The organism is Prevotella sp. E13-17 (assembly GCF_022024035.1).
In the GTDB taxonomy this organism is placed as follows: domain Bacteria; phylum Bacteroidota; class Bacteroidia; order Bacteroidales; family Bacteroidaceae; genus Prevotella.
Genome location: NZ_CP091787.1, coordinates 932,731 through 959,598, shown reverse-complemented (window position 1 = coordinate 959,598; position 26,868 = coordinate 932,731). Strand labels below are relative to the sequence as shown.

Below are 26,868 nucleotides of genomic sequence, written 5' to 3'. Positions count from 1 at the left end.
TACAACTAACAATAAAAACCTTCAGGATATGATTAAACTAAGAACCGCAATGACAGCAACGTGCATGTTGCTGACTGTTGCATCGGCTCAGTCACAGACCGCCGACGATTTTGTTCCGTATCAGGAAACTGCGTTGCGACTGCCATCAGTTCCTTTGTTTACAAACGACCCTTACTTCTCCTTATGGTCGCCCTTCGATCGTTTGAACGACGGCACCACCCGTCACTGGAGCGACGCAGAGAAAGCGATGGATGGCATTCTGCGCGTTGACGGCAAGTCATACCGTTTCATGGGTCAGCAACGCGAATATGTGCTGGCTGCCATTGCACCGATGACCAAGGCCGACAAGGGCTGGACCGGTAAAGTGTCTTACGACAAGCAGGATGGCACCACATGGGCAGCGACCTCTTTCGACGATTCCAGCTGGAAGACTCAGGAGTCTGCATGGGGCACACCAGGAGAATATCCTCATGTGCGCAACAACTGGACCAGCGAGAACTCCGACATCTACGTACGTCGCACCGTATCGCTTACAGCCGACGACCTGCAGAAAGAACTGTGGATCCAGTTCTCTCACGACGACGTCTTCGAATTATATATAAATGGTACACGCGTGATACAGACTGGCGAGACCTGGATCCAGGGCGAGCTTCACAAGCTGAGCGCCACCGAGAAGGCCCTGTTGCACGAAGGCAACAACATGATTGCTGCCCACTGCCACAACACCAAAGGCGGAGCCTATATCGACTTCGGTCTGTTTGAGAACGTGAAGAAGAGCAACGACACAACCATCAAGGCCACCCAGAAGCGTTGCCATGTGTTGGCAACCAGTACCTACTACACCTTCACTTGTGGTCCAGTAGAGCTCGACCTGGTCTTCACGGCGCCAATGGTCATGGACGACCTCGACCTGATTTCCGTACCCATCAACTACCTGAGCTATCAGGTACGTGCCACCGACGACAAGACCCACGATGTGCAGTTCTACTTTGCCACCTCGCCACAGCTCACTGTGAACGAGAGCAGCCAAGAGACAACCTCAAGCATTGTCACCGAAAACGGCATCCAGTATATCAAGTCAGGCTCTGTCGCCCAGAATATTCTCGGACGTGTCGGCGACCTCATCACCATTGACTGGGGCTATCTGTATATCCCTGCCATCAATGGTCAGATAAGTGTTGCCGATGGGCTGAACATGGAGAGCAACTTCATCCAGAACGGACAGTTGCTGCCCTACGACGGCACTCAGAACAGCACCGACCAAGCTTCTATGCCTGCACTTGCCTACATGAAAGACTTAGGCAGCGTCAAGACTGCCAGCAGCTATATGATGATTGGTTACGACGAGATTAAAGACATGCGCTACATGGATGTCGATTATCCCGGCTACTGGGCCCGCAATGGCAAGACCATCTTCCAGGCTTTCGAGGAGATGAACCAGAACTACGCCAGCATCATGAATCGCTGCAAGGCTCAAGATAAAACTATCTACGACGACGGATTGGCAGCCGGTAATGTCAAGTATGCCGAACTGTTGTCTGGTTCCTACCGTCATGTACTGGCAGCCCACAAGCTGTTCCAGGACAACAAGGGCCAACTGCTGTATTTCTCGAAAGAGAACAACTCTAACGGTTGTGTGAACACCGTTGACCTCACCTACCCCGAGGCACCTCTGTTCCTCTGCTACAACACAGACCTGCAGAAAGGCATGATTCGTTCTATCTTGGATTATTGCCGCAGCAGCCGCTGGGGCTTCAGCCAATTTGCAGCCCACGACCTCGGAACCTATCCTCACGCCAACGGACAGGTTTACTCCATCACACGTCCTGACGCTGGTGGTGGCTTCGCTGGCAACATGCCTATTGAGGAGAGCGGTAACATTCTGACCCTCGTTGCAGCCATCTGCCGTATCGACGGCAATGCCAATTGGCTGAGCCGAGCAGACATCCTCACACTGCGCCAGTGGGCCAACTACCTGCGCGACAACGGACAAGACCCCTCTAACCAGTTGTGTACCGACGACTTTGCCGGCCACTGGGCTCACAATGCCAACCTCTCCCTGAAAGCCATCTTCGGTGTGGCCGCCTACGCTGAGATTGCACGCATATATGGTTTCAAGGAGAGCGACTGGAAGCCTTACGAAGAGAAGGCTCGCCAGATGGCAAAGATCTGGGAAGTTGACGCCCGCGATGGCGACCACTATAAGCTGGCCTTCGACCGTAGCAACACATGGAGCATCAAGTACAACCTGGTGTGGGATAAGCTGTGGGGCCTGAACATGTTCTCGCCCGACGTCATGCGCCGCGAGATCAAGTACTACCTGACCAAGCAGAACACCTACGGTCTGCCACTCGACAGTCGTGAGGCATACACCAAGAGCGACTGGGTGATGTGGGCAGCGCCAATGGCTCCCGACACTGAGACCTTCCTGCAGTTTGCCGACCGCGTCTATAAGTATGCCAACGAGACTCCGACCCGCTGGCCGCTCAGCGACTGGTACTGGACCAACGGCAACGGTTCTGCTCGTGGCTTCCGCGCCCGTTCCGTGATCGGTGGTCACTGGATGAAGGTGCTCATGGATAAGATTGCTCCCAAGCCCACCGTGCAGACAGAATGGAAACCCGTTGAAGGCGGTCTGCAGTCTGTCTTCACTAAAGACGTGAAAGCCGACAACCCACTGCCCGAGTATCCACGTCCTCAGTTTGAGCGCAAGGAATGGCAAAACCTGAATGGTCTGTGGGACTATGCCATCACCAAGACCAATGCCAGCCAGCCCGAGAACTTCGAAGGAAAAATCCTGGTTCCCTACCCCATTGAGTCGAGTCTTTCGGGTGTGAAGCGCCAGTTGGATGCCGACGAGGCCCTGTGGTATAAGCGCGAGTTCACCATTCCGGCAGAATGGAACGGCAAGAACATCCGTCTGAACTTCGGTGCTGTTGACTATAATGCAGCCATCTATCTGAACGGCAAGCGTATCGGCACCCACAACGGTGGTTTCACCAACTTCTCTTTCGACATCACCGCTGCGCTGCAAGAAGGCACCAACACCCTCGTGGTGAAAGTGCTTGATCCCACCGACATCAGCAAGCAGCCCGTGGGCAAACAGCGCATCAACAGCGAGTCAACCACCATCTGGTACACCCCCTGCTCTGGCATCTGGCAGACCGTATGGTTGGAACCCGTGAACCAGAAGTATGTGTACAATATGAAATGTACGCCCGATGTTGACAACAGCCGTTTCAATCTGAACATCACACTGAACAAACCCAGCGAGAGCGATCAGGTGAAAGTGTTGCTGAAGAATGGCAACACCATCATCAGCGAGCAGACCGTGAATGCCTCTGCGACTGTCGATTGTCAGCTGGACGCACAGTCATGCAAGCTATGGACGCCCTATCACCCCAACCTCTACGACCTGGAGATTATCTACCTGAGCAACGGTCAGGAGGTTGACCACGTGAAGAGTTATGCCGCCCTGCGCAAGATTTCCTATGGCAAGGATGCCAACGGCTACTGGCGACTGATGCTCAACAATGAGCCACTGTTCCACCTTGGCCCTCTCGACCAAGGCTATTGGCCCGACGGCATCTACACCGCACCTACCGACGAGGCTCTGGTCTATGACATCAAAAAGACCAAAGAGTGGGGTTTCAACATGATTCGTAAGCACATGAAGGTTGAGCCCGCCCGCTGGTACTACCACTGCGACCGCCTCGGTCTGATGGTATGGCAGGACATGCCCTCTACCTTCGGTGGCAACGAGGGATGGGTACAGCGCGAGTGGTACAATGGCGACGGCAGCATCTCAACCGCCGTTGAGAGCGTCTTCAAGAACGAGTGGAAGGCCATCATCAACCAGTGCTACAACTATCCTTGCATCGTGGTGTGGACACCGTTCAACGAGAGCTGGGGTCAGTTCAAGACCAAGGCCATCTGCGACTACACCCGCGAGCTGGATGGCAGCCGTGTTATCAACCCCGCCTCTGGTGGTAACCACCACAAGGGCGCCGGCGATATGGTTGACCTTCACTGCTACGTAGATCCCGTGATCGACTTCAACGACCCTGAAAAGCCGTTGGTGCTGGGAGAATATGGTGGTCTGGGCCTCAACGTCGAAGGCCACCGCTGGTACGAGAAGTTTGCCACCACCTATAATGACAACGGCACCATCGAAGGCGTCACCGATCGCTACGAGCACTATGCCGACATCATTACCCGTCTGGGCCAGGGCACCACGTTCAATGGCGACAAGGCTTGCTTTGCTGCAGCCGTCTATACACAAACCACCGACGTAGAGACCGAAGTCAACGGACTGATGACTTACGACCGTGCGGTGATTAAGGTTGTTGAGGACCGCGTCAAGGCTGCCAACCAGAAGATGATCAACACCAACTCATCGCCTGCCGGCATCACTGCGCCCCATGCTGCTGTCTCTGCACAAGACACCATCTACAACAGCCTGGGCATGAAGGTCAATAGCCCCGTAGCTGGCCTGAACGTGTTGCGCCGTGCCAACGGACAGACCTATAAATTTATGCATAAATAAATGTGTCTGGCGCCGAAAAGTCGCACATTTAAACACTTTTAATAGAAATTGCTTGCAAGTTTGCGAATTGTTTCGTTAATTTGCAAGCAATTTTTTAATACAACTAACTATGAACAGAATTAAAGAATCTCTGATCCTGGCTGTCGGTATCATCGTGCTGGGATTATGCATCAAGTCGGGCATCAACACATTTGCCAACAAAGACCGCAAGGTCACCGTGAAAGGACTGGCCGAACGCGAGGTGAATGCCGACAAGGTAACGTGGAGCATCTCGACCAAGGAGACGGGCAACGATCTGCCTGCCCTCTATGAGCGCATCAACGTGCAGACCGACAAGATCAAAGCTTTCCTCAAGGCCAACGGCATCAGCGAACAGGAGATAACGGTCAACGCTCCCTCCGTGACCGATCTGGAGGCTCGCGAATGGGGCGACAACCAAAAGAACTTCCGCTATATCATCAACACCACCGTCACCGTAGCCACCAACAAGGTGAAGGAGGTGAACCAGACCATCTACAAGCAGGGCGAACTGCTGAAGCAGGGCGTGGCGATAGACAGCAGCTACCCCAACTACGAGTATGCTTCGTTCCAGCAGATGAAACCCGAGATGATGGCCGAGGCTATCAAGAACGCACAGAAGACCGCCGAGCAGTTTGCTGACGCCAGCAATGCCGAACTAGGCAACATCCAGACGGCCGGACAGGGACAGTTCGAGATTGAAGACCGCGACCAGAACACGCCATACATTAAGAAATTGCGCGTGGTGACCACCATCACCTACTCGCTCGAAGATTGATTCATTTATCAAGAAGAAAATACAAGTACAAAGAAATGAAGAAACTATTATTTGCTTGCGCAGCATTATTGATGCTCTGCGCCTGTGGCAAACGAGAATATATGGCCTACGAAGGTCTGTCGCTCGACATGCCCACCTCTCAGTTTGTCGATTCCATGAAAGCCCGCGGTCTAGTCATCGACACGGCCAACACCGATGGCGTGGTCATCAGCTTGGTGAAGCCCGGCTCTAAGGCCTACAACCTGTCTATCCAGAACAACAACGACACCATTCTGGTCATCCAGGAAACCTTCAGTGCCACCACCAACGACAGCACTCGACAGCTGTGGCAGCAGAAACGCGACCAATATGCTGAGCTCTACGGCATGCCCGACTACAAGAGCAAGGGCGAGGATCGCAAAGAGGCCGTCTGGAAGGGCGACAAGGGTCAGCTGGTCATCAGCCTGGCCAACACCTACACGCCAACCCTGACAGTCTATTTCGATACAAGACTGGAAGAGCGCTAACAAAACAGAGCGCGTGTTATAACACCAAAAGCCCCGCACTGGAGTCTATCACAGTGCGGGGCTTTACTATTTACAATTTCAGAATAATTATTATTCGTAGCGAGTAAATATGCATATAAGAGCACCTTTATTTGTTAAAATTGCACTACAATAGTGCAATTTTTATATGATTTCTGCACTACTTTAGTGCAATTATACTATATTTGCAGTGAAATAATAAAGAAATAACGCTTATGGACATCACGCTCATTGAATTTATGGAAGGCCAGTTGAAGCAAACCACTTCAACCTTTCACCGCTATATGTTTGACCAAATTAGCTGGGATTCGAGGATGTTTGGACTTGTTGGACCACGTGGTATAGGTAAATCCACAATGATTCTGCAGTATATCAAGGAGCACAGGAATTCAAGAAACATACTGTATATAAGTGCAGACCACTTATATTTTTCATCGCACAATCTCGTTGACACTGTGGATGAGTTTATTAAAGAAGGTGGCGAGCAAATATTTATAGACGAGATACATAAGTATGAAAACTGGTCGCGCGAGTTAAAACAGATATACGATTCACATCCAGATGTAAAGATCGGCTTCACAGGTTCATCGGTACTCGATATATATAAAGGCTTTTCTGACTTAAGCCGCAGAGCACCAATCTTTATGATGCAAGGCCTATCGTTCAGAGAGTATCTTAAACTGTTTCACAACATAGACGCTTCTATTTATACATTAGAAGACGTCTTAGCGTTGAAGGCAGTTGTGGCCGATGTCAATCATCCGCTTCCATTGTTCCGCGACTATCTGAAGAGGGGCTATTATCCCTTCTCCAGTGATTCAGACTTTGAGTTGAAACTTCGTCAAGTTATCAACCAAACGATGGAGGTTGACATACCGCAATTTGCCAACATGACTGCCTCTACAGGTAGAAAGCTGAAGAAACTTTTATCTGTTATTGCCCAAAGTGTGCCTTTCAAACCAGTCATGGATTCATTATCGACAGTAGTTGGTGTGAGCCGAAATATATTACCAGACTATTTCCTTTATATAGAACAGGCTGGTATGATTGGCCAGCTGCGTGATAACACTGGTGGCATCAGAGGAATTGGAAAAGTCGAGAAAGTATATCTAGACAACCCTAACATCGCATACCTATTAGGAGGACCGACCACTGATATTGGCAACATCCGCGAAACATTCTTCTACAACCAGATGCGTATCGTTTCAGATGTCATCAGTTCACGCATCAGCGACTTTGAGATAGATGGAAAGACATTTGAGGTAGGCGGAAAGAATAAGGGTAAGAAACAAATAACCACTGCCAAAGAAGGCTATATTGTGAAAGACGATATTGAATTCGGCTCAGGCAACATTATCCCCCTTTGGGCCTTCGGGTTGATGTATTAATGTAAAAATGGAATAACGATTGAAGATTTGTCCATCGTCCCTCCCTTATCAAAATTGCACTACAATAGTGCAATTTTGATATGATTTCTGCACTACTTTAGTGCAATTATACTATATTTGCACCCAACAAGCTCACCCCGATTCCCATAGAACAGCGCGCTCAGAGTGAGCCTTTATATTATTCTTACAGCAACATTTCCCGGTTTTTACTTGTTTGTTTTGCAAATTAATCTTATCTTTGCCGAAGTAGTATAAACAAAGATGGATTATGATATTTTTTAACCAGTTCCACAAGGAAGTAACGGAGCGCAAGATGCGGAAAATAGCCGCATCGCAGCAATCGCCAATGAGCTCATACGACTTTGCGCAGTACATGAAACGCAACTTGGAACTAGCCAAGCAGATGTAAACCGTTTTGAGGTAGAGCAACGTGCAGCTGCTTACTCTTTCTATGGTTTTGCAGGTTTCGATGGCCGTACAGTTCAACCAGTTATCGCGCAACCAAGAATTGCAAGTGCTCATCCTGCTACCCAAATAATGATTGACACCTATATGGCAGCACTCGGATTTGAGAAGACGTCTACAGAAGGACGTTTCAAGAACGCCACATACGAGGTATGGGATCTTCTTCCTCGCAATGTCCTTGTAGATTCCGAAGAATAGCTATGGGTCATTTAAAATATTGAAGACAATGAAGCAAAACATTAGAAAAACAGTATTATTATCACTATTTTTAATATTCACATTTAGTTCATATTCTCAGACTATACTCATTTCATCGAAATATAAAATAGAAAGGACTTGCTTAGAGAAAAATGCGGATATGATAGAGAGATTTTCTTATCATCTGCAAGACGATTATAATAATTATATTCAACAAAAAATAGATAATCAGCTTGAAAAATTATCTGTCGATAATGGTGTATTCATTTCTCACAACTCAGAGAAAATGTATGTCAAACGCATTTTAGATATTATTGATAAAGAGCTATCAAACAAAGAAAAAAAAAGATTATATAAAAATCATCGTTTAATATTTGTCATTTTATCAATAGATACAAAAGGGAATATCATTTTGGTGGAATTATCAAGCTATGGTTTAATGGAAAAAGACATATCATCTAAACGAATGTTCAATATATTACATCAAATAAAAAAAATGACGATAAATGATATTAGACCCTTTCATAATAATGGCTATATTAATTTTACGGTCGTAAGGAGGTTTAAATAGAGTTTAGTTAATTTGAAGAACTTTCTTTGCAAGAAAGATTCACAATAAAATATAGAATAAGATGAATCAAAACATTAAACGTGCAGGCATCTTATCGCTATTTTACGTTTCCGCGGTGGCGACTTTTGGTCAGACAAGTTTTACAATGACCAAAGATAAGGGAAATTATTATATCAATACTGTGGTTAATGGTCATGATAGCGTGCGGATATTTGTTGAATCTGGAATACCCAAAAGGACAGGATGTCTCCCTCCCTCGGGAGGGTCCGGAGCGTTCTTGGTCGGGATAGGAACGGTTTCGCACTGTCATAGTTCTGCTTTCGTCTTGTTATAGTTTCGCTTTTGCGTTGTAATAGCTTTACTTTTGATGTCCGCCCAGCCCCTAGATGTGGCGCATCCAGCCCCTGGAACGGGTCGTTTTAGCCCCTGGATGCGGTTGTTCTAAGGGCTGGATGTAGAGCATTCAGGGACTAGACCTGAAATGATAGCTTCGGTTTTAGACTTTAGAAACGCCTCTACTAGACTTTAGAATACGTGCTTTTAGACTTTAAAACGACCCTCTCTAGACTCTGGAAATGCCAATTCAATACTCTGGGAGCATCGCGAAACCTACGCAATTGCAACTGAGCTGAACCATCCCCTCCGAAGAGAGAGAGGAAAGTCTATAATAAAGAACAAAAAAGGAAATCCCCGATTGGATTTCCTTTTTTTGTTTGTGCGCCTGACAGGACTCGAACCTGCACGTCGCGAGACACTAGATCCTAAGTCTAGCGCGTCTACCAATTCCGCCACAGGCGCATATTGTTGCGATAGCGGATGCAAAAGTACTATTTTTTACTGAAATAGCCAAATAATTCTGGCGAAAAAATAAAGCCTGGCATGGCAAGACTCCGATGATATCGGCATGCTTGGCAATACCAGGCTCTTATCAAGGTTTCAGTTATTAACAACTTTTTTAATAGCCCAAAGGGCCTGCGACCATCCGTCGGTCCTTACTTACCAAAGCAAGGCAAAGCCTTCTCTTTGACCAAGTACTCGCCAATCTGAACGGCGTTGAGGGCTGCGCCCTTGCGAATCTGGTCGCCACTGAGCCAGAAGGTGAGTCCATTCTCGTCGGCCAGGTCTTTGCGCACACGACCTACGAAGACGTCGTCCTTGCCGGCTGTCTCCAGCGGCATGGGATAGGTCAATGTGGCGGGATCGTCTACCAGCGTGCAGCCGGGAGCTGCTGCGATGGCTTTCTGGGCATCCTCGACAGAGATGGGTGCCTCGGTCTCGATCCACACCGACTCAGAGTGAGAGCGCAGCGAGCTGACGCGCACACACATGGCCGAGCACTTGGCATCGGTATGCATAATCTTGCGTGTCTCGTTGTACATCTTCATCTCTTCCTTGGTATAGCCGTTGGGCTGGAACACGTCGATCTGGGGAATCACGTTGTATGCCAGCTGGTGGGGGAATTTCTTGATGGTCTTCACCTCGCCAGTCTCCACAATCTCTTTGTACTGCTGCTGCAGTTCGGCCATAGCAGCGGCACCGGCACCACTGGCGCTCTGGTAAGAGCTGACGTGGATGCGCTTGATGTGCGACAGCTGCTCCAGTGGCTGCAGCACGACGACCATCATGATGGTGGTACAGTTGGGGTTGGCAATGATGCCACGAGGGCGCTTCAGCGCATCCTCAGCATTGCACTCGGGCACTACCAAGGGCACATCGTCGTCCATGCGGAAAGCGCTCGAGTTGTCGATCATCACGCAGCCATAGCGGGTGATGTCTTCTGCAAACTCTTTTGAGGTGCCAGCACCTGCCGATGTGAAGGCGATATCAATATCCTTGAAATCGTCGCCATGCTTCAGCAGTTTCACTTCGATATCCTTACCACGGAACTTATATGTGCGACCAGCCGAACGCTCGGAGCCAAACAATACCAATTCATCCATGGGGAAGTTTCTCTCATCGAGCAGTCTCAGGAACTCCTGTCCCACTGCTCCACTTGCACCTACAATAGCTACTTTCATCTTGCTTAATTTTTATAATGGTTTACGTAATTGGCTGCAAAGTTACGAATAAACATACAAAATGCAAAAGAATACGTGGTTTTTTTTTCATTATCTAATTCAAGTATCAGTGTTTCAAGATGGGAAAAAGAATATATTTCCAATATAAATGCATTAATTTTTAGCGAAGACAAGCATATATAGACAAGTAATTATGAGTAAAGGGTGAAAAAAAGCCCCGCAAACGATTTAGATTTAAGCAAAAGTTCGTATCTTTGCACATGAAATGTTACCATTAGCCTCATATTTCCCCATTGCCGACCCCACGTTGATTTTCTTTGTGGTGCTGCTTATTGTGCTGTTTGCGCCTATCATCATGGGTAAATTGCGCATCCCGCACATCATCGGCATGGTGCTGGCAGGCATTTTGATAGGTCCTTACGGGCTCAATGTCCTGGAGCGCGACGAGTCGTTCGAGCTGTTTGGGCGCGTAGGCATCTTCTATATCATGTTTCTTGCCGGTCTGGAAATGGACCTGGAGAGCGTGAAGAAGAACACCAAGCGCTTCATCACCTTTGGACTGCTGACATGCGTCATACCGCTGATGCTCACCTACCTGATGTCGATGACACTGCTGGGCTACAACGGCAAGGCATCGTTTCTGCTGGGTTGCATCATGGCATCCAACACGCTGATAGCCTACCCCATCATTGGGCGCTACGGTCTGCAGCGCAACTCGAGCGTGATGCTCAGCGTGGGCTCGTCGATGATATCGCTGTTTCTGTCGCTGGTCATGCTGGCTGCGCTGGTGGGCACGTTCGACGAGAACAGTGGCGTGGTGTTCTGGTTGTTTTTTGCAGTAAAACTGGCAGTCTATATGGCCGGCTGCATCTACCTGATACCGCGACTGACGCGCTACTTCCTGCGCCGCTATAGCGACCGCGTGATGCAGTACATCTTCATCATGGCGGTGATGTTTCTCAGTGCAGCACTATCCAGTCTGATCGGTTTAGAAGGTATCTTCGGTGCCTTCTTCTCGGGTTTGATACTCAACAGATACATCCCCCACGTATCGCCGCTGATGAACCGCATCGAGTTCATTGGCAACGCACTGTTCATCCCCTACTTTCTGATTGGTGTGGGCATGCTCATTGACCTACACTCTGTGCTCGACAGCGCTCAGGTGATAGGCATCGTGCTGCTCATCGCCTTCTTTGGCACGTTTGGAAAAGCACTGGCCGCCTATACCTCGGCCATCATCTTCCGTCTGCCCAAGGCCGAGGGCCACATGATGTTCGGACTGACATCGGCCCATGCTGCTGGCGCCATCGCCATGACCATGGTGGGCATGCGCATCGAAGTGGCTCCGGGGGTGATGCTGGTAAACAACGAGATGCTGAACGGCGTGGTGATGATGATACTGGTCACCTGCATCGTCTCGACACTGATGACCGACAAGGCCGCCAAGGAAATTATCTTCCGCGAGAAGCTGAACCTGGACATAGACCACAAGCCGCAGCACGACGACGAGAAGATACTGGTCTGCGTGAAATACCCCGACATTGCGCCACAGCTGGTCTATCTGTCGCTGCTGATGCGCAACGAGAAGCTGAGCCGCGGACTAGTGGCACTGAACGTGGTGTACGACGGACAGAACAGTGCTGTGGAGCGCGAACAGGGACTGCGACTGCTGGAACAGCTGGAGCGACAGGCCAGCGCCTCGGAGGTGATGATGCAGACGCAGGTCCGACTGGCCACCAACATTGCCAACGGCATCAAACATGCCTTCCGCGAGTTTGGATGCTCAGAGATTGTGATGGGCATGCACGTGCATACGGAGGTGTCGCCTAAGTTCTGGGGTGAGTTCATCCAGAGTCTCTACAATGGTCTGAACCGACAAATCGTGCTGACACGTTTCGAACAGCCACTGAGCACGCTGCGACGCATACAGGTGGCCGTGCCCTCACGCGCAGAGTTCGAGCCGGGCTTCCACCGCTGGCTGGAGCGCGTGTGCCGACTGGCCGGACAACTGGACTGCCGCATTCAGTTCCACGGACGCCAGGAGTCGTTGTCGCTCATAGCGCAATATATTAATAATGTGCATCCGCACGTGCGCGGAGAATACACCCCCATGGGCCACTGGAACGAGTTGCCCAAGCTGGCTGCCGACATTGGCAAGGACCAGTTGTTCATCGTCATCACAGCCCGTAAGGGTACTATCAGTTATAAAAATGCCTTAGAGCGATTGCCCGATGAGCTGACGAAATACTTTGCCGGCACCAACCTCATGATCATCTTCCCCGACCAGTATGGCGACACGAAGGATGACTCCATGAGCTTCACCGAGGCACAACACTACGAGGAGAACAGCATCTATGACATCGTCTCGCGCTGGATTCACTCGGCGAAAAAAGCACCAAAAGACAATGATTAAATTAAGAAATATCACCAAGAGCTTTGGTTCACTACAAGTGCTGAAAGGCATCGACCTCGACATTGCGAAAGGCGAGGTGGTGAGCATTGTGGGCCCCAGCGGTGCCGGTAAGACCACGCTGCTGCAAATCATGGGCACACTGGACCGCCCCGACAGTGGCACGGTGTGCGTGGACAACATAGACACCACCACACTCAGCCAGAAACAGCTGTCAGACTTCCGCAATCGCCATCTGGGATTCGTATTCCAGTTTCACCAGCTGCTGCCCGAGTTCACAGCTCTTGAGAACATCATGATACCGGCCTACATTGCTGGTCGCTCAAACAAAGAAGCAAAGGAACGCGCCCTGGAACTGCTGCAGTTCATGGGACTCTCTGAGCGTGCCGGTCATAAGCCTGCAGAACTGTCGGGCGGCGAGAAGCAGCGCGTGGCCGTGGCTCGTGCGCTGGTCAATAACCCAGCGGTGATCCTGGCCGACGAGCCCAGCGGTTCGCTCGACTCAAAGAACAAGGCCGAGCTGCACCAGCTGTTCTTCGACCTGCGCGACAAGTTCGGACAGACGTTTGTCATCGTGACCCACGACGAGGAGCTGGCCACACTGACCGATCGCACCATCCACATGAAAGACGGACTTCTTGCACCCATCCAGCAGCCCGCTGACCCAACAGACCCCTTCACGACAACAGCCATATGATACAACTTGGAAACTACAACACACTGAAAATTGTGAAGCGCGTGGACTTCGGCCTCTATCTGGACGGAGGTGACGAGGGCGAAATATTGTTGCCCAAAAGCTACGTGACACCACAGATGCGCATCGGTGATGAAATCAAGGTGTTTGTCTATCTGGACCAGGAAGAGCGCACCGTGGCCACCACCGAGACACCACTGGCCATCGTTGGCGAGTTTGCCTATCTTGAGGTGGCATGGATCAACAAGTATGGCGCTTTCATGAAATGGGGACTGCAGAAAGACCTGTTCTGCCCTTTCCGCGAACAGAAACAGCGCATGGAGGTGGGCAAACACTACATCGTCTATGTGAAAGAAGACGAAGAGAGCCACCGGCTGATGGCTACTGCCAAGGTTGATAAGTACATCAGTCAGGCAGCAACCAAGTCTCATGGAGACGAGACAACGGCAACAGCTGGCAAAGGCGCCCTACTGAAGCATGGCGACACCTGCGACTGCCTCATCTGGCAAAAGACCGACCTGGGCTTCAAGTGCATTATCAACAACAAGTATCAGGGACTGATTTTCGAGAATCAGGTGTTCCAGCCACTGCACACCGGCGACCGACTGACTGCCTACATAGACCACGTGCGTCAGGACGGCAAGATAGACATCACACTGCAACCTACCGGCCGCCAGCACACACTGGAGTTTGCCGAGGTGTTGTTGCGCTATCTATATGAGAACAACGGGCACTGCGACCTGTCGGACAACAGTCCGGCGGAACTCATCAGCGACCGCTTTAAAGTATCGAAGAAAGCTTTTAAGAAGGCTGTCGGCGATCTCTACCGCCGCCGTCTTATAACAATATCTAATGATGGGATATCATTAGCTTAACAATCGATTTTAAGGTTTATGGTTAATAGAGCTACCACCGTCCGTGAGGATAGTGGTATTATTTTAATAATTAACAAAAAAGAAAAGCCACCAGAGAATCATCTCCGATGGCTTTTCATCATTCATTCAAAGAGGCGGCCTTCGTTTAGAAGATACGACCTACGATACGCAGGCTCATCATGGGGCACACCTTGACTTTACTCAGAATCTCTACGGCCTTACTGCCTTCGCCAGAGAGGTCAGACGACTGCAACTGTTCGTCGCCGTTGGCACCATGCAGATAAACCTCTGGACTGCCCCAGAACTGTACACCCAGGTCGAAGTTGCAAGTCACACGGCTATGGCGGGGAACCGCACGACCAAAGCCCACACCTACATACGGGCGGAAATTCTTCACCTTGATGCTGGCCTCCAAGTTTCCATTGGCATCAGGCTCCAGGAAGTAGTCGCCCATGTCGAAACCAATCTTATCCAACTTGCCACCATTCATCGCACGGAGGTCGGCCAACTTAGTTGGGTCCTGACTATCTTGATTCCATTTGGTAACCCCCATCAGATCGCCCTCGTTCTTGTTATACACCTTGATAATCTTATCGGCACCGAAATAGGCACCCAGGGTGACGCGGAAGCTGCTGAGCTGAAAGGGATAGACATCCACCAGCACATGGGCAGTACCCATATCAAGTTTGCCTTCTACGGTAATCTCGTCAGGAATCTGATACTCCTGAAATCTAGGATTATTCTTCACTGCGGTGTTCATATCGCCGAAATCGGTGTCAAAATCCACGTCCATCTTCAGCTTCGGCAGGAAGTTATAGCCGGCACGAAGGGCCAAAAAGCGTGTTGCCGGTGTGGCAAGTTCAACGCTCAAACCATTCATGACACCAATGCCGACACCAACGCCCAGATGGTTGAACACGTTAGGAAGCAGACTGTTTCCATCGTTATCCGCCACTTGAACCGTCTGTTGTGCAGCAGATGGTTGTAGATCCTGCGCAGAGGTCTGCGCCACATTCTGTGCTGTGGCCTGCATAGCACCCAGCACCATCGTTCCGATGACCAATAGTTTTCTCATATTCAATACGTTTTTCATTTGGTGTTAATAACTTTCTGACTGCAAAAATAAACTATTTCTACAATATTGCCAAAACAAAACTGATTTTTTTACGACGCCAAACCTGACGTCGTTATCCACTCAACTAAACTATTTCAAAAAAAGTTCAAGTTGTTCTTCTTCCTGCTGAAACTCATGAGGTCTGAAACCATGACTGGCACCAGGAATGACATGCAGGCGGGTGCCTTTGCGATAAAGCTGCTGGGCACGACGTGAGTCTTCCATAGACACAATGCGGTCTTGGTCGCCCTGAACAATGAGTACCGGACCTCGATACATGCCAATGATGTCAAGAGGGTGCATGTCGTGTATTTCTTCAAAGAAGCGACGTCCCATCTTGACGCCCCACAGTTCGGTGACCTCCTGAATGGCATCGAGTTGTGGATAGCGCTGACGCCAGTTGTCGGGAATGCACAAGGCAGGATAGACCAGCACCAGTTGACTCACCTGCCCTTTCAGTTTGGCAGCAGTCAGTGCAGAAACCAGTCCGCCCTGACTCTCGCCAACAAGAACGATGTGACGATGTCCCTGACTGCGGAAATACTTCACAATGGCACAGAGATCGCTGACCTCATCGAGGATGGACATGTTGAGGGTATTGTTGTCGGAACGACTGCGCACCGACCCACATGGAAAGTCGAACGTATAACACTGATAACCTTTGCGGCCCATCACGTCGAAATAATGGCGACCATAATCGAAAGAGCCATTAAAGCCATGGGCGATGATAGCTATGGGTGCTTTCTTTCCTGTGGCAGCAGGCGTGAAGAGCTCGCCAAAGATGTGGCGGCTGCCATTGTCAATCCATAACTCCTGCACGCTGCCATTGGCTACGGTGCTTACTTGTCCCGACTGTGCCATGACGGCAAATGGTGTCAGGAACAGAATGATTAGTGTAAGTAGTTTCTTCATTGTAGTTTTTATAAAGATTGAGCCCACAAGAAGGTGGGCTCAATGAGTTATTGTTTTGCCTCAAGTGTCTGACTGATGTTCTGTTCGCGATGACAGATGCGAACTTCAACGCCAAACTTCTGATGAATATGTTCAGCCAAATGCTGAGCACTATAAACGCTTCGATGCTGGCCACCAGTGCACCCGAAAGAGAACATCAGCGAAGTGAAACCACGTTGGATATAGCGCTCTACATGTGCATCGGCCAGTTTATAGACACTCTCCAAGAATGTCAGTATCTCGCCATCGTCTTCGAGGAAACGAATCACTGGCTCGTCAAGACCAGTCAGTTGCTTATAGGGTTCATAGCGACCGGGGTTGTGGGTCGATCGACAGTCGAAGACATAGCCACCGCCATTGCCACTCTCATCTTCTGGAATACCCTTTCGATAAGAGAAGCTGAAGACTTTCACCACCAAGGGACCCTTTCCATCATACTTCGAGAACGTGGCAGGACCATCTTTGGGATGCGCCTTATAAGGGTTGTTGTCGGTGGTCTTATAGCCATCGGAACGAGCTGCGGTCACCTCTATACGCTGGAAGCGCGGCAACTCTGTGAGTTTACGTAACAGCGAAATAAGATAAGGATATTGGAAATCGGCCGTCTGCAACAACTCGCGCAGATTTTGTATGGCAGGAGGAATACTGTCAATGAAATGCTGTTTACGCTCGAAGTAGCCACGGAAGCCATAGGCACCCAGCACCTGAAGGGTGCGGAAGAACACAAAGAGCTGCAAACGACTGGCGAAGATATCCCGTTTTGGCATCTCGATAAACTGCTGGGCTGCCTCGTAATAGTCATCGAGAAGCTCAGCACGCAGCTTGTCGGGATATCTGGCAGAAGCCTGCCATAAGAAAGAAGCCAAATCATAATAGAAGGGGCCACGACGACCGCCTTGGAAATCAATAAAGAAAGGTTTTCCATCTGTCAACATGACATTGCGCGCTTGGAAGTCACGATAGAGGAAGCTGTCGCACCTCTCTGCGGTGAGGTCTTTGGCCAACAGACGGAAGTCTGCCTCAAGCTTGAGTTCATGGAAGTCGAGCTCGGTGGCTTTCAGGAAGCAATACTTAAAATAGTTGAGATCGAAGAGCACGCCCTCGATATTAAACTCTGGCTGTGGATAACAGTTGGAGAAGTCTAACTCACGTGCGCCACGAAACTGTACATTAGGCAGTTCACGGATTGTGGCTTTCAACAGTTCCTGCTCTTTCAACGTATAACGACCGCCTGCTTCACGACCGCCACGAATGGCATCGAAGAGAGACACCGTGCCTAAGTCTGTCTGCAGATAGCGCAACTCGTCTTCACTGACAGCCAACACCTGCGGAACAGGCAATTGGCGCTTGGAGAAATGACGAGCCAAATAGATAAAGGCATGGTTCTCATCCCGGCTAGTGCCTATGCAGCCCACAACACTTTCGCCTTCACCATCCGTCATTCGGTAATAAATACGGTTGCTACCTGCCACTGGCAATTGCTGGGTGACGGCAGGTTCCTCGCCCCGCCACTGCTTATATAGTTCTAATAGTTGATGCATTCTATTTATTTCATGATTTATGCGACAAAGGTAATGGTTTTATTTGATTCTTGCAAAACAAAGATGATAAAAAAAGCTAGCTGTCTCACGACAACTAGCTCCAAAAACAAACTACTTAAAAACTAATCTACTAAAACAAATCAAAAAAATATCTTTTGTGATGCAAAAGTACTAACATTATTTCTTACAACCAAACTTTTTGATATAAAAAACTTTAGTTTTTGACATAAATCAAGGCGAAAGAGAAGTCAAGAACTTTTCCTTCGCCTTTTGTAAAGTTGAGTTAGCAAAAACGCGTTACTTTCTCATTCCTATGGACTTACATCATGCCGCCCATTCCAGGAGCGCCCCCCATTGGCATGGCAGGCTCCTTCTCGGGCTTGTCGCAGATGAGGCACTCGGTGGTCAAGAACATACCTGCGATAGAAGCGGCATTCTCAAGAGCTACACGAGAAACCTTAGCAGGGTCGATGACACCTGCAGCACGCATATCCTCGTACTTGTCAAGACGGGCATTGTAACCGAAGTCACCTTTACCCTCACGCACCTTCTGAACAACAACTGCACCCTCGCCGCCTGCATTGGTTACGATCTGACGCAGAGGCTCCTCAATGGCACGTTTGATGATGTTAATACCAGTCTGCTCATCGGCATTGTCGCCCTGCAGATCAGCCAATACATCGAGTGCACGAATGTAAGTGGTACCACCACCGGCAACGACACCCTCTTCGATAGCTGCGCGTGTAGCACAGAGTGCATCGTCAACACGATCCTTCTTCTCCTTCATCTCTACCTCGCTATTAGCACCTACGTAGAGGACAGCTACGCCACCTGACAGCTTGGCCAGACGCTCTTGCAGCTTCTCTTTATCGTAAGAAGATGTGGTGTTCTCGATTTCTGCCTTAATCTGGTTGATACGATCCTTGATAGCCTGAGAGTCACCAGCACCATTAACAATGGTTGTATTGTCCTTCGTAACGGTCAGTTTCTCACAGGTACCCAGCATTTCGAGTGTAGCCTGCTCCAGTTTCAAGCCCTTTTCCTCGCTGATAACAGTACCGCCAGTCAGAACGGCAATATCCTCGAGCATAGCCTTACGACGATCGCCAAAGCCTGGAGCCTTCACTGCACAGATCTTAAGACCACCGCGCAGACGGTTGACAACCAGTGTGGTCAGAGCCTCAGAGTCAACATCCTCAGCAATAATCAGCAAGGGACGACCACTCTCTGCAGCAGGCTGCAGGATAGGCAGGAACTCCTTGATGTTAGAAATCTTCTTATCATAGATAAGGATATAAGGATTCTCCATTGCACACTCCATCTTCTCACTGTCAGTAACGAAGTAAGCTGACAGATAGCCACGATCGAACTGCATTCCCTCTACGACTCCAATATGGGTATCACGGCTCTTGCTTTCCTCGATGGTGATGACACCATCCTTAGATACCTTGCGCATAGCCTCGGCCAGCAGTTCGCCAATCTCCTTGTCATTGTTGGCAGAAACAGTGGCAACCTGCTCAATCTTATCATAGTTGTCACCAACCTGCTCAGCGTTCTTTGCAATGAAATCTGTGACGCACTTCACAGCTTTATCAATACCACGCTTCAGGTCCATGGGGTTAGCGCCAGCGGTCACGTTCTTCAGTCCCTCGCTAACGATAGCCTGTGCCAAGATAGTAGCGGTTGTTGTGCCATCACCTGCATCGTCGCCAGTCTTTGAAGCGACACTCTTTACAAGCTGTGCACCAGTGTTCTCGAAATGATCCTCGAGCTCAATTTCCTTTGCTACAGACACACCATCCTTAGTAATCTGAGGTGCACCGAACTTTTTCTCGATAACCACATTGCGGCCCTTAGGACCGAGGGTTACCTTTACTGCATTTGCCAACTGGTCAATGCCCTGCTTCATTGCATCACGGGCGTCCATATTGAATTTAATTTCCTTTGCCATTTTCTTTTTTCTTTTTGTCGAGATATCGATATTTTGAGGTATCGGTATTTCGAGATTTTGTGATTAATCCTTCTTTATTTCTCAATAACAGCGAGTACATCGCTTTGGCGCATCATCAGGAATTTCTCTCCGTCGAGTTCGATTTCCGTTCCACTATATTTTCCATAGAGAACTTCGTCGCCTTCTTTCAGAATCATTTCTTCATCCTTTGTGCCCTTACCTACGGCCTTAACAATACCACGAAGGGGCTTCTCTTTTGCTGTGTCAGGAATAATAATTCCACCGATTTTCTCTTCAGCCGGTGCAGGCAATACGAGCACGCGGTCTGCTAATGGTTTAATGTTCATAACTAATATGTTTTAATTTTGAATAGTATTGTTGTTCTGCCAGAATAGTAGCGAAAAGCGTGCCAAAATGACTTTACTGACAATTTGGCACGCTTTATTTTATAAATTAAGGTACAAGAGATTAGTAGTAACAACTACTTTCGTTCCAACAGATCTACCTCTACGATGCGCAATTCCACTTTTACATTTTCCGTCTTCACTCTATCAAACTCGTTGGCATGACCGCCCGCAAGTTCCTTCACGCTGCCAAACTTAGCAGTGTTCTGCGCTGGAGCCACCATACGAATGGTCAACTCACGCGATGCCTCCGGTGCATCTATGCAGATATGAGCATAGCCCAATGTGGCATCGGTTAATCCTTCCCACACTTTCTTCTTGCCGGCATAGACTTCCAGCGGATAACACTTCTGACGCCAACCAGACAGTTTGATGGCAATCTCATCGATCGTTCTCTTTTTGTCCAACTGATAGGTAATCCAAGCATTCCGTTGCTCGCCATCGCTACGCCACTCACTCAGTTCGTTATCATCGTAGCTGTTGACTGCCGACTGCATATTTGAGCCCGTTTTCGCCCCGACAATCACCGCACTTGTTTTCACTTCGCGATAAGATGCAGTTGCTGGCGTCTCGCCACGCGACAACAATGGGCGCAGTGACGACTGAGGCATCTCTTGACAGTCGGACTGATGCGTCTTCATGGTCAGATACGCCGGACGCACCCCATCTGCCCAAACAGACAAGTCAAAATGGCCGGCATTAGAAGTTGAACGGACCAATACACGGTTGACACCACACTCCACAGGCAGCGACATACGCCCCACGTAATTATCCTCAGGACGCTGGCTCGCTATTCCCCCGATCCATTTCGCTTCGCCCCACAGGTGGAAGTGCATCATTCTATTATCCAACGGGCAACGGCGTCCTTGTCTATCGACCACCTCGACCTGTATGAGTGCCATGTCTGCACCATCAGCTTTCATGCCTTCAGGATTTTCAATCGCCGTCAACTTCAACTGATAGGGCTCGCCTGCAGTCTCTATCTGAAACGAAGAGCCATCGCTACCGCGAGCTTCCAACACGCCCGGTTCGAATGCAACGTCCTTGAAAGTAAAGAGCCACTGATAAGAACGTTGTCCCTTGCCGATGGACTTGCCATTGACAAAGAGTTCCACCTCGTCTGCCGTTGATACGACATAAACATCCTTCCGGGTCTGTTCTGGATAGTTCCAATGGCCGATGATGTATGTTCGCGGATGTTCTGGAGATACCCATCCATCCCACATCACCTGATGAACAAAGAAGGCATCTTTCGGAATGCGCATCGCATCGACCACGCCACTGGTGCGATAGTTAGACTCGCCACGATGGTGCGTATTGGTATCAGAAAACACAATCTTCACGCCACCACTGCTCACACGCCTTCCCGTACCTGGTCTTTCAAGCCAATACTCATGCCAACGTTCCACCATGCCACGAGCAAAAGCATCCATATTATGATTATATTCAAGAGCCGGTGCTCCACGATATAAGGGTCCATCACCCTCTTGATGATAGGGATAGCTGTACGCATCCCAGTATTTTCGGAGTCCTTCATCACGATTATACTCCATGGCCCACATAGGATGTTTGGCACTTTTGTTGATATAGAGCATCTCACCGCCATATTCAGCCTCATCAATGTCGAGCATCTCGCGACTGCCAATGGCGCGACCTCCATGAGGGTCATACTCATTGCGAAGAGCCTTCAACTCAAGCATGTGCTCGCGACTGACAGACTCATTGCCACCTTCATAGAACACCACACTGGGGTTATTCCTATTATATATAATGGCATCACGCATCAGTTGAACACGTTGCTGCCAGCGGGGGCCTTCCACATCTTTCTCTGCATCGCCGGCGGGCATAGCTTGCAGCAGTCCGACACGGTCGCACGACTCCACATCTTGCTTCCAAGGCGTCACATGCATCCAACGAACCAGATTGGCTCCCGACTCAACCATCAATGCATTAGAATAATCACTCAGCCACGCTGGCACGCCAATACCTACACCAGGCCATTCGTTCGACGTGCGTTGAGCATAGCCATGCATCATCATCACCCGATCGTTCAGCCACACTTTTCCTTCAGCGAACTTGGTCTTTCGGAAACCTGTGCGCGTGGCTACACAGTCAAGAACAGACCCATCGTCTGCCACCAGTTGTGTCTTCACGGTGTAGAGATAGCCATAGCCCCACGACCAAAAGTGCAGATTGCCTACCTCCTGAGCTATTGTGACACGCCGCCGCTCACCTGGATGCACAGTGACACGGTCGCCTTTCATCGATGCCACTTCACGCCCGTCTAAGTCAAAGACTTTTGCCACGAAGGTGAACGAACGCTGGCAACTGTCGTCATTGCTGACTTCCGACTCGGCATGAATCACGGCACGACGCTCTGCCACGTTAAAATCGGTGGCATATATATAGGTGCCAGTGGTCTTCAGATTCGAGTAGAGCGGCAATGTCTGGTAGAGCTTATCGGTGATATGCAGGAACACATTCTTGGTCAGCCCCCCATAATTGGCATTAAAATTCTTGTCGTTCCACTGGTATCGGCTGTCCAAGATGCGGTCACGATACGTCCAGCTGTTGTCGCAACGCACCGCTATCAGGTTCTGCCCCGCCCGAACGAAAGGCGTCAGGTCGAAGCCAAAAGCCATGACACCATTATCAGAAAAGCCAACATGGCGACCATTCACATAGACGTCGGCCCCTTGGCGAGCGCCCTCAAATTCGACGAACACCTTTCCACCGACTTGTTCCTGAGTCAGATGGAAGTGTTTGCGATACCAGCAGATGGTGTCTGTCAGTTGCGCGATATCTACTTTGAATGCCTCATTGCCATTGAAGGCAAAAGGCAACGTGACGCGTTGCCAGCCCGCATCATCGTATGCAGGCGAAGCAGCATCCTTGACATCGCCAACAGTCAAGCGCCAATCTGCGTTAAAGTTCAGCTTCTGACGCTCGGCAGACGCCAAAGTCACGGCCAGCACGAGCCACAGCAGGCAGAGAGAGAGTCTTTTCATCAGTCCGTCACTTTATCGCTTTTCACCATTCACCACCACATTTTTCAGCGTCAACAGCTCGACGGGGTGGTTCTCAAAGGCTTTCTTCTTGGCACCATCTTTCACATCAATATTCTCAAAAGAGAAGTTCTTGAGCAGATATTTATCAGATCCTTCCACGTTGAAGAACGTGCCACACTCCATGTTGATATTTTTAAAACTGATGTCATTACACTGCGACAGCGGCATATCGGGACGGTCTTCTTTCTGATAGAACTGCGTCCAAGGTTTCACCAACAGAAAACTACGACACTTACCCGTGAAGTCTTCCACGCGCACATACTCGTAGTGCTGCGGCGTGTCGGGGCGCATCTTCAGCCAAAGCACGTTTTGTGTGTTGTCGGTATGGCAGCGACGCATGATGACATTCCAGTCGTGGACAGACTCAGAGCCCAGTGTCATGCAGCCATGCACCGTACCATAATGGCAGTTTTCCACCAGGATATTATAGCAAGGACCATTCTCGGGCGCCTGATCGGCGAAGGTTCCCTTGCCGCCCTTCAGCACGACGGCATCGTCGTTCACGTTCATATAGCAGCCACGCACCACCACATCGTGACACACATCTATATCGATAGCATCGGTTGAAGGTCCCTTGATACCCGTTGTCGAAGAGTAGATATAGAGATCAAGGTAGCGCACGTGGTCGCAACGGTAAATATGATTTGTCCAAAAGGGCGAGTTGATGAGTCGCACATCTTGGATGGTCACATTCTTTGAGTTCGATATATAGGTAAGGCGCGGGCGCTGTGCATCCTTGTTGGTGCACTGAGGGTTCCACTGACGACGGATCCAGAACTCGTGCCAATAGTCTTGTCCGTTGCCATCGATAGTGCCTTTGCCTGCAATTGTGAATCCGTCAACGCTATCGGCATTGATCAAAGCCACGAAGTATGGACATGTCTGCCCCTCGATGCGCGTCTCGCGAATCTCAAAGTCGCGGATGCGATCTGATCCCTTCAGCACACCACCCTCTTCGACCAGCAGGTGGGTGCCCTGCTTGAAGAACAGGCTTCCTGAATAGAACGTGCCCTTTGGCACCACGATGACGCCACCGCCATTGGCAGCAGCACGGTCTATCACGGCCTGGATTTCGCGGGTTTGCACATCAGTTGTGCCCTGGCGTACACCATAGTCTGTCAGTATGTATTTCTTTCCGAGCGTCTCAACATCGACTTTTCTGGTATCTGTAAACCACGCTGCCATCGGCTCGCCATTGGGCCATAGTTCCTGAACTTGTGTTTTTTTCTTACCTACAGCAGTGACACACACCATCAGGAGTATGACTGCCAACATGATTTTCTGATTCATTGGATTCGTTTTTAAGTTATTTGTTTATAATGCTACAAAGATACGGCAAATAGCAGAAACGGCAAAAATTTCGGCACCTATTTTTATATATGACGAACTTTTTACTTGCTTTTTTGCATATAATTATGAAAATATCTGTATCTTTGCATACTGAATTATCAAAAAAAAACGCAAATATGAAACAATTTTTTAGGTACATGCTCGCAACCATTTGCGGCATCATCGCGTTACTTATTATTTGTGGCATCTTTATGATGATCTCTTTTGCATCAATGATTGCCAGCAGTTCGGCACCAACGAAAGCAAAAGAAAACTCTGTTTTCGTGTTGAAAATGGACGGAATGGTGAGCGAACGAACTGAAGGAGGCTCTCCACTCGACCAACTGTTGGGACAGGTTGACATGACCGAAATGGGACTGGACGACATTGTTGCCGCCATCAGAAAAGCGAAGAACAACGAGAATATCAAGGGTATCTACCTGGAAGGCGGCACCACCATATTTGACGCACCAGCCACCGCCCAGCAGGTTCGCGATGCACTGGCCGACTTCAAGAAGAGCGGCAAGTGGATCCTTGCCTTTGCCGACAGATATACACAGGGCTCTTACTATGTTTGCTCCGTGGCCGACAGCATCTTTATGGATCGTCAGGGCATGATAGACTTCAAAGGTTTGGGGGGCAAAAACTACTACATGACTGGTCTGTACGAGAAAATAGGCATCACCTATCAGGCCACCCGTGTGGGCAAATATAAGAGTGCAGTGGAAAGTGTCACCCGTAAGGACATGAGCGAAAACGACCGCGAACAGCGCACAGCCTATCTGCAGGGCATCTGGAAACTGTGGCTGAAGCAGATGGCTGAGAGCCGCAACGTGACACCCGACCAGCTGAACCAGTTGGCAGACGATAGCATTATGGCTTTCGCCAACATTGCCGACTACAAGGCTGCCAAACTGATTGACGATGCCATCTTCCCCGAGAAGATCAAGGAGATTGTGAAGGGAAAACTGGGACTCGGCGAGGATGACGACATCAACCAGCTGACACTCTCTGACATGACCAACCTGCAAGAGGAGAACAAGAAGGACGGTGACAAGATTGCCGTATATTATGCCTATGGCGAAATCATTGATGAAGAAGCCAGTGCCTTTGCCAGTGAGCATGCCATCGTGGGCAAAGAGACCGTTGAAGACCTGAACGAACTGGCGAAGGACGACGACGTTAAGGCCGTCGTGCTGCGCGTCAACTCGCCTGGTGGTAGCGCTATCGCCTCGGAACACATCTGGCACGCCATCAAGCAACTGAAGGAGAAGAAACCCGTGGTGGTTTCCATGGGTGGCTATGCGGCCTCGGGTGGCTACATGATCAGCGCTCCCGCCAGCTACATCTTCGCCGAACCGACAACGGTCACTGGCTCTATTGGCATCTTCGGATTGGTGCCCAACATGAGCGAGCTGGTGTCTAACAAGCTGGGAATCACATGGGATGGCGTTAGCACCAACCACTATAGCGACTACGAGACACGCCTGATATTCGACAAAAACAATGCCGACGTGATTCGCTTCATGCAGGGCTACGTGGACCGTGGTTACGACTCGTTCTTGACCATCGTTGCCGACGGACGCGGCATGACCAAGGAACAAGTAAACGAGATTGCGCAAGGACGTGTATGGATTGCCTCCGATGCTGTGGGCATCAAACTGGTGGACAAGTTGGGGTCTCTTGATGATGCCATCAAGAAGGCTGCCGAACTGGCCAAGTTGGACAAGTACTACACGGCTCCCTACCCCGGCAAGACAGACTGGTTTGAGGCTTTGCTGGAGAGTACCGACAAGAAAGGCAGCTATCTGGATGCCGAGATGCAGAAGACACTGGGCGAGCTCTATACGCCCATCATGGAGATGCGACGCGACCAGCAGCGCAACCGACTGCAGGCAAGACTGCCCTTCGTCACAGGCATTTAAACTCAACAAGAACAGAAATACTACTGTTTAAGACAACCAGAGTGGAACTTTTAACCTCGGAATAGTGCCACTTTAACAGCTGAAAAGTGGCACTATTCTT

18 protein-coding genes and 1 tRNA gene are annotated in these 26,868 nt (G+C 49.6%); 10 read left to right on the top strand and 9 right to left on the bottom strand.

Going from position 1 to position 26,868, the window contains the following annotated elements; all coding sequences use genetic code 11:
* The first annotated feature begins 28 nt into the window (after window positions 1–28).
* The 6 genes from L6472_RS03490 to L6472_RS03460 all read left to right on the top strand — a co-directional run bounded on the left by L6472_RS03490 (window position 29) and on the right by L6472_RS03460 (window position 8,488).
* A complete protein-coding gene (locus L6472_RS03490) occupies window positions 29–4,546 on the top strand; it encodes a glutaminase domain-containing protein (RefSeq protein WP_237807197.1) in 4,518 nt (1,505 codons plus the stop codon).
* A 109-nt stretch (window positions 4,547–4,655) separates the two neighbouring features.
* Window positions 4,656–5,342, top strand: a complete 687-nt coding sequence (locus tag L6472_RS03485; protein WP_237807196.1) for an SIMPL domain-containing protein — start codon at window positions 4,656–4,658, stop codon at window positions 5,340–5,342.
* Window positions 5,343–5,377: 35 nt separating this feature from the next.
* Window positions 5,378–5,848, top strand: a complete 471-nt coding sequence (locus L6472_RS03480) for a hypothetical protein (RefSeq protein ID WP_237807195.1) — start codon at window positions 5,378–5,380, stop codon at window positions 5,846–5,848.
* Window positions 5,849–6,081: 233 nt separating this feature from the next.
* A complete protein-coding gene (locus tag L6472_RS03475) occupies window positions 6,082–7,254 on the top strand; it encodes an ATP-binding protein (protein WP_237807194.1) in 1,173 nt (390 codons plus the stop codon).
* A 268-nt stretch (window positions 7,255–7,522) separates the two neighbouring features.
* On the top strand, window positions 7,523–7,663 hold the full coding sequence (locus L6472_RS03470) for an MLO family protein (RefSeq protein WP_237807193.1): 141 nt from the start codon (window positions 7,523–7,525) through the stop codon (window positions 7,661–7,663).
* A 282-nt stretch (window positions 7,664–7,945) separates the two neighbouring features.
* The gene (locus L6472_RS03460) at window positions 7,946–8,488 is read left to right on the top strand and encodes a hypothetical protein (protein ID WP_237807192.1); all 543 of its coding nucleotides are present in this window, start codon (window positions 7,946–7,948) and stop codon (window positions 8,486–8,488) included.
* A 716-nt stretch (window positions 8,489–9,204) separates the two neighbouring features.
* Here the strand turns inward: L6472_RS03460 and L6472_RS03455 are convergent.
* Window positions 9,205–9,286, bottom strand: a tRNA-Leu gene (locus L6472_RS03455).
* 194 nt (window positions 9,287–9,480) lie between these two features.
* Window positions 9,481–10,506 carry an aspartate-semialdehyde dehydrogenase gene (locus L6472_RS03450; RefSeq protein WP_237807191.1) on the bottom strand — a complete coding sequence of 342 codons (1,026 nt, stop codon included), beginning with the start codon at window positions 10,504–10,506 and terminating at the stop codon, window positions 9,481–9,483.
* Window positions 10,507–10,771: 265 nt separating this feature from the next.
* Here L6472_RS03450 and L6472_RS03445 point away from each other — a divergent pair, with 265 nt between their 5' ends.
* The 3 genes from L6472_RS03445 to L6472_RS03435 are packed head-to-tail and all read left to right on the top strand — an operon-like array spanning window position 10,772 to window position 14,485.
* Entirely contained in the window at window positions 10,772–12,919 is a 2,148-nt protein-coding gene (locus L6472_RS03445; protein ID WP_237807189.1) for a cation:proton antiporter, read from the top strand.
* Entirely contained in the window at window positions 12,912–13,613 is a 702-nt protein-coding gene (locus L6472_RS03440) for an ABC transporter ATP-binding protein (RefSeq protein ID WP_237807187.1), read from the top strand. The genes L6472_RS03445 and L6472_RS03440 overlap by 8 nt, the downstream gene beginning before the upstream one ends.
* Entirely contained in the window at window positions 13,610–14,485 is an 876-nt protein-coding gene (locus L6472_RS03435) for a S1 RNA-binding domain-containing protein (RefSeq protein ID WP_237807186.1), read from the top strand. Before L6472_RS03440 ends, L6472_RS03435 begins: the two co-directional genes overlap by 4 nt.
* A gap of 145 nt (window positions 14,486–14,630) precedes the next feature.
* Here the strand turns inward: L6472_RS03435 and L6472_RS03430 are convergent, their stop codons facing one another.
* The 7 genes from L6472_RS03430 to L6472_RS03400 all read right to left on the bottom strand — a co-directional run bounded on the left by L6472_RS03430 (window position 14,631) and on the right by L6472_RS03400 (window position 24,804).
* Entirely contained in the window at window positions 14,631–15,560 is a 930-nt protein-coding gene (locus L6472_RS03430) for a hypothetical protein (protein ID WP_237807185.1), read from the bottom strand.
* A 129-nt stretch (window positions 15,561–15,689) separates the two neighbouring features.
* Window positions 15,690–16,511: an alpha/beta hydrolase gene (locus L6472_RS03425; RefSeq protein ID WP_237807184.1), complete on the bottom strand. Its 822-nt coding sequence runs from the start codon at window positions 16,509–16,511 to the stop codon at window positions 15,690–15,692.
* A 47-nt stretch (window positions 16,512–16,558) separates the two neighbouring features.
* Window positions 16,559–18,091, bottom strand: a complete 1,533-nt coding sequence (locus tag L6472_RS03420) for an RNase adapter RapZ (protein ID WP_237807183.1) — start codon at window positions 18,089–18,091, stop codon at window positions 16,559–16,561.
* A 319-nt stretch (window positions 18,092–18,410) separates the two neighbouring features.
* Window positions 18,411–20,042, bottom strand: coding sequence for a chaperonin GroEL (groL, locus tag L6472_RS03415; RefSeq protein ID WP_237807182.1), 1,632 nt, complete (start codon window positions 20,040–20,042; stop codon window positions 18,411–18,413).
* A 74-nt stretch (window positions 20,043–20,116) separates the two neighbouring features.
* The gene (locus L6472_RS03410) at window positions 20,117–20,389 is read right to left on the bottom strand and encodes a co-chaperone GroES (RefSeq protein WP_237807181.1); all 273 of its coding nucleotides are present in this window, start codon (window positions 20,387–20,389) and stop codon (window positions 20,117–20,119) included.
* Between the two features lie 134 nt (window positions 20,390–20,523).
* The gene (locus L6472_RS03405; protein WP_237807179.1) at window positions 20,524–23,454 is read right to left on the bottom strand and encodes a sugar-binding domain-containing protein; all 2,931 of its coding nucleotides are present in this window, start codon (window positions 23,452–23,454) and stop codon (window positions 20,524–20,526) included.
* Between the two features lie 12 nt (window positions 23,455–23,466).
* The gene (locus L6472_RS03400; RefSeq protein ID WP_370640878.1) at window positions 23,467–24,804 is read right to left on the bottom strand and encodes a glycoside hydrolase family 28 protein; all 1,338 of its coding nucleotides are present in this window, start codon (window positions 24,802–24,804) and stop codon (window positions 23,467–23,469) included.
* Window positions 24,805–24,980: 176 nt separating this feature from the next.
* Between L6472_RS03400 and sppA the strand changes: the two genes are divergently transcribed.
* Entirely contained in the window at window positions 24,981–26,768 is a 1,788-nt protein-coding gene (sppA, locus tag L6472_RS03395; protein WP_237807177.1) for a signal peptide peptidase SppA, read from the top strand.
* Window positions 26,769–26,868 lie beyond the last annotated feature (100 nt).

Coding starts and splice junctions, on each gene's coding strand:
- L6472_RS03490 (WP_237807197.1), top strand. CDS start 29: ATGATTAAACTAAGAACCGCAATGACAGCAACGTGCATGTTGCTGACT.
- L6472_RS03485 (WP_237807196.1), top strand. CDS start 4,656: ATGAACAGAATTAAAGAATCTCTGATCCTGGCTGTCGGTATCATCGTG.
- L6472_RS03480 (WP_237807195.1), top strand. CDS start 5,378: ATGAAGAAACTATTATTTGCTTGCGCAGCATTATTGATGCTCTGCGCC.
- L6472_RS03475 (WP_237807194.1), top strand. CDS start 6,082: ATGGACATCACGCTCATTGAATTTATGGAAGGCCAGTTGAAGCAAACC.
- L6472_RS03470 (WP_237807193.1), top strand. CDS start 7,523: ATGATATTTTTTAACCAGTTCCACAAGGAAGTAACGGAGCGCAAGATG.
- L6472_RS03460 (WP_237807192.1), top strand. CDS start 7,946: ATGAAGCAAAACATTAGAAAAACAGTATTATTATCACTATTTTTAATA.
- L6472_RS03450 (WP_237807191.1), bottom strand. CDS start 10,506: ATGAAAGTAGCTATTGTAGGTGCAAGTGGAGCAGTGGGACAGGAGTTC.
- L6472_RS03445 (WP_237807189.1), top strand. CDS start 10,772: ATGTTACCATTAGCCTCATATTTCCCCATTGCCGACCCCACGTTGATT.
- L6472_RS03440 (WP_237807187.1), top strand. CDS start 12,912: ATGATTAAATTAAGAAATATCACCAAGAGCTTTGGTTCACTACAAGTG.
- L6472_RS03435 (WP_237807186.1), top strand. CDS start 13,610: ATGATACAACTTGGAAACTACAACACACTGAAAATTGTGAAGCGCGTG.
- L6472_RS03430 (WP_237807185.1), bottom strand. CDS start 15,560: ATGAGAAAACTATTGGTCATCGGAACGATGGTGCTGGGTGCTATGCAG.
- L6472_RS03425 (WP_237807184.1), bottom strand. CDS start 16,511: ATGAAGAAACTACTTACACTAATCATTCTGTTCCTGACACCATTTGCC.
- L6472_RS03420 (WP_237807183.1), bottom strand. CDS start 18,091: ATGCATCAACTATTAGAACTATATAAGCAGTGGCGGGGCGAGGAACCT.
- groL (WP_237807182.1), bottom strand. CDS start 20,042: ATGGCAAAGGAAATTAAATTCAATATGGACGCCCGTGATGCAATGAAG.
- L6472_RS03410 (WP_237807181.1), bottom strand. CDS start 20,389: ATGAACATTAAACCATTAGCAGACCGCGTGCTCGTATTGCCTGCACCG.
- L6472_RS03405 (WP_237807179.1), bottom strand. CDS start 23,454: ATGAAAAGACTCTCTCTCTGCCTGCTGTGGCTCGTGCTGGCCGTGACT.
- L6472_RS03400 (WP_370640878.1), bottom strand. CDS start 24,804: ATGAATCAGAAAATCATGTTGGCAGTCATACTCCTGATGGTGTGTGTC.
- sppA (WP_237807177.1), top strand. CDS start 24,981: ATGAAACAATTTTTTAGGTACATGCTCGCAACCATTTGCGGCATCATC.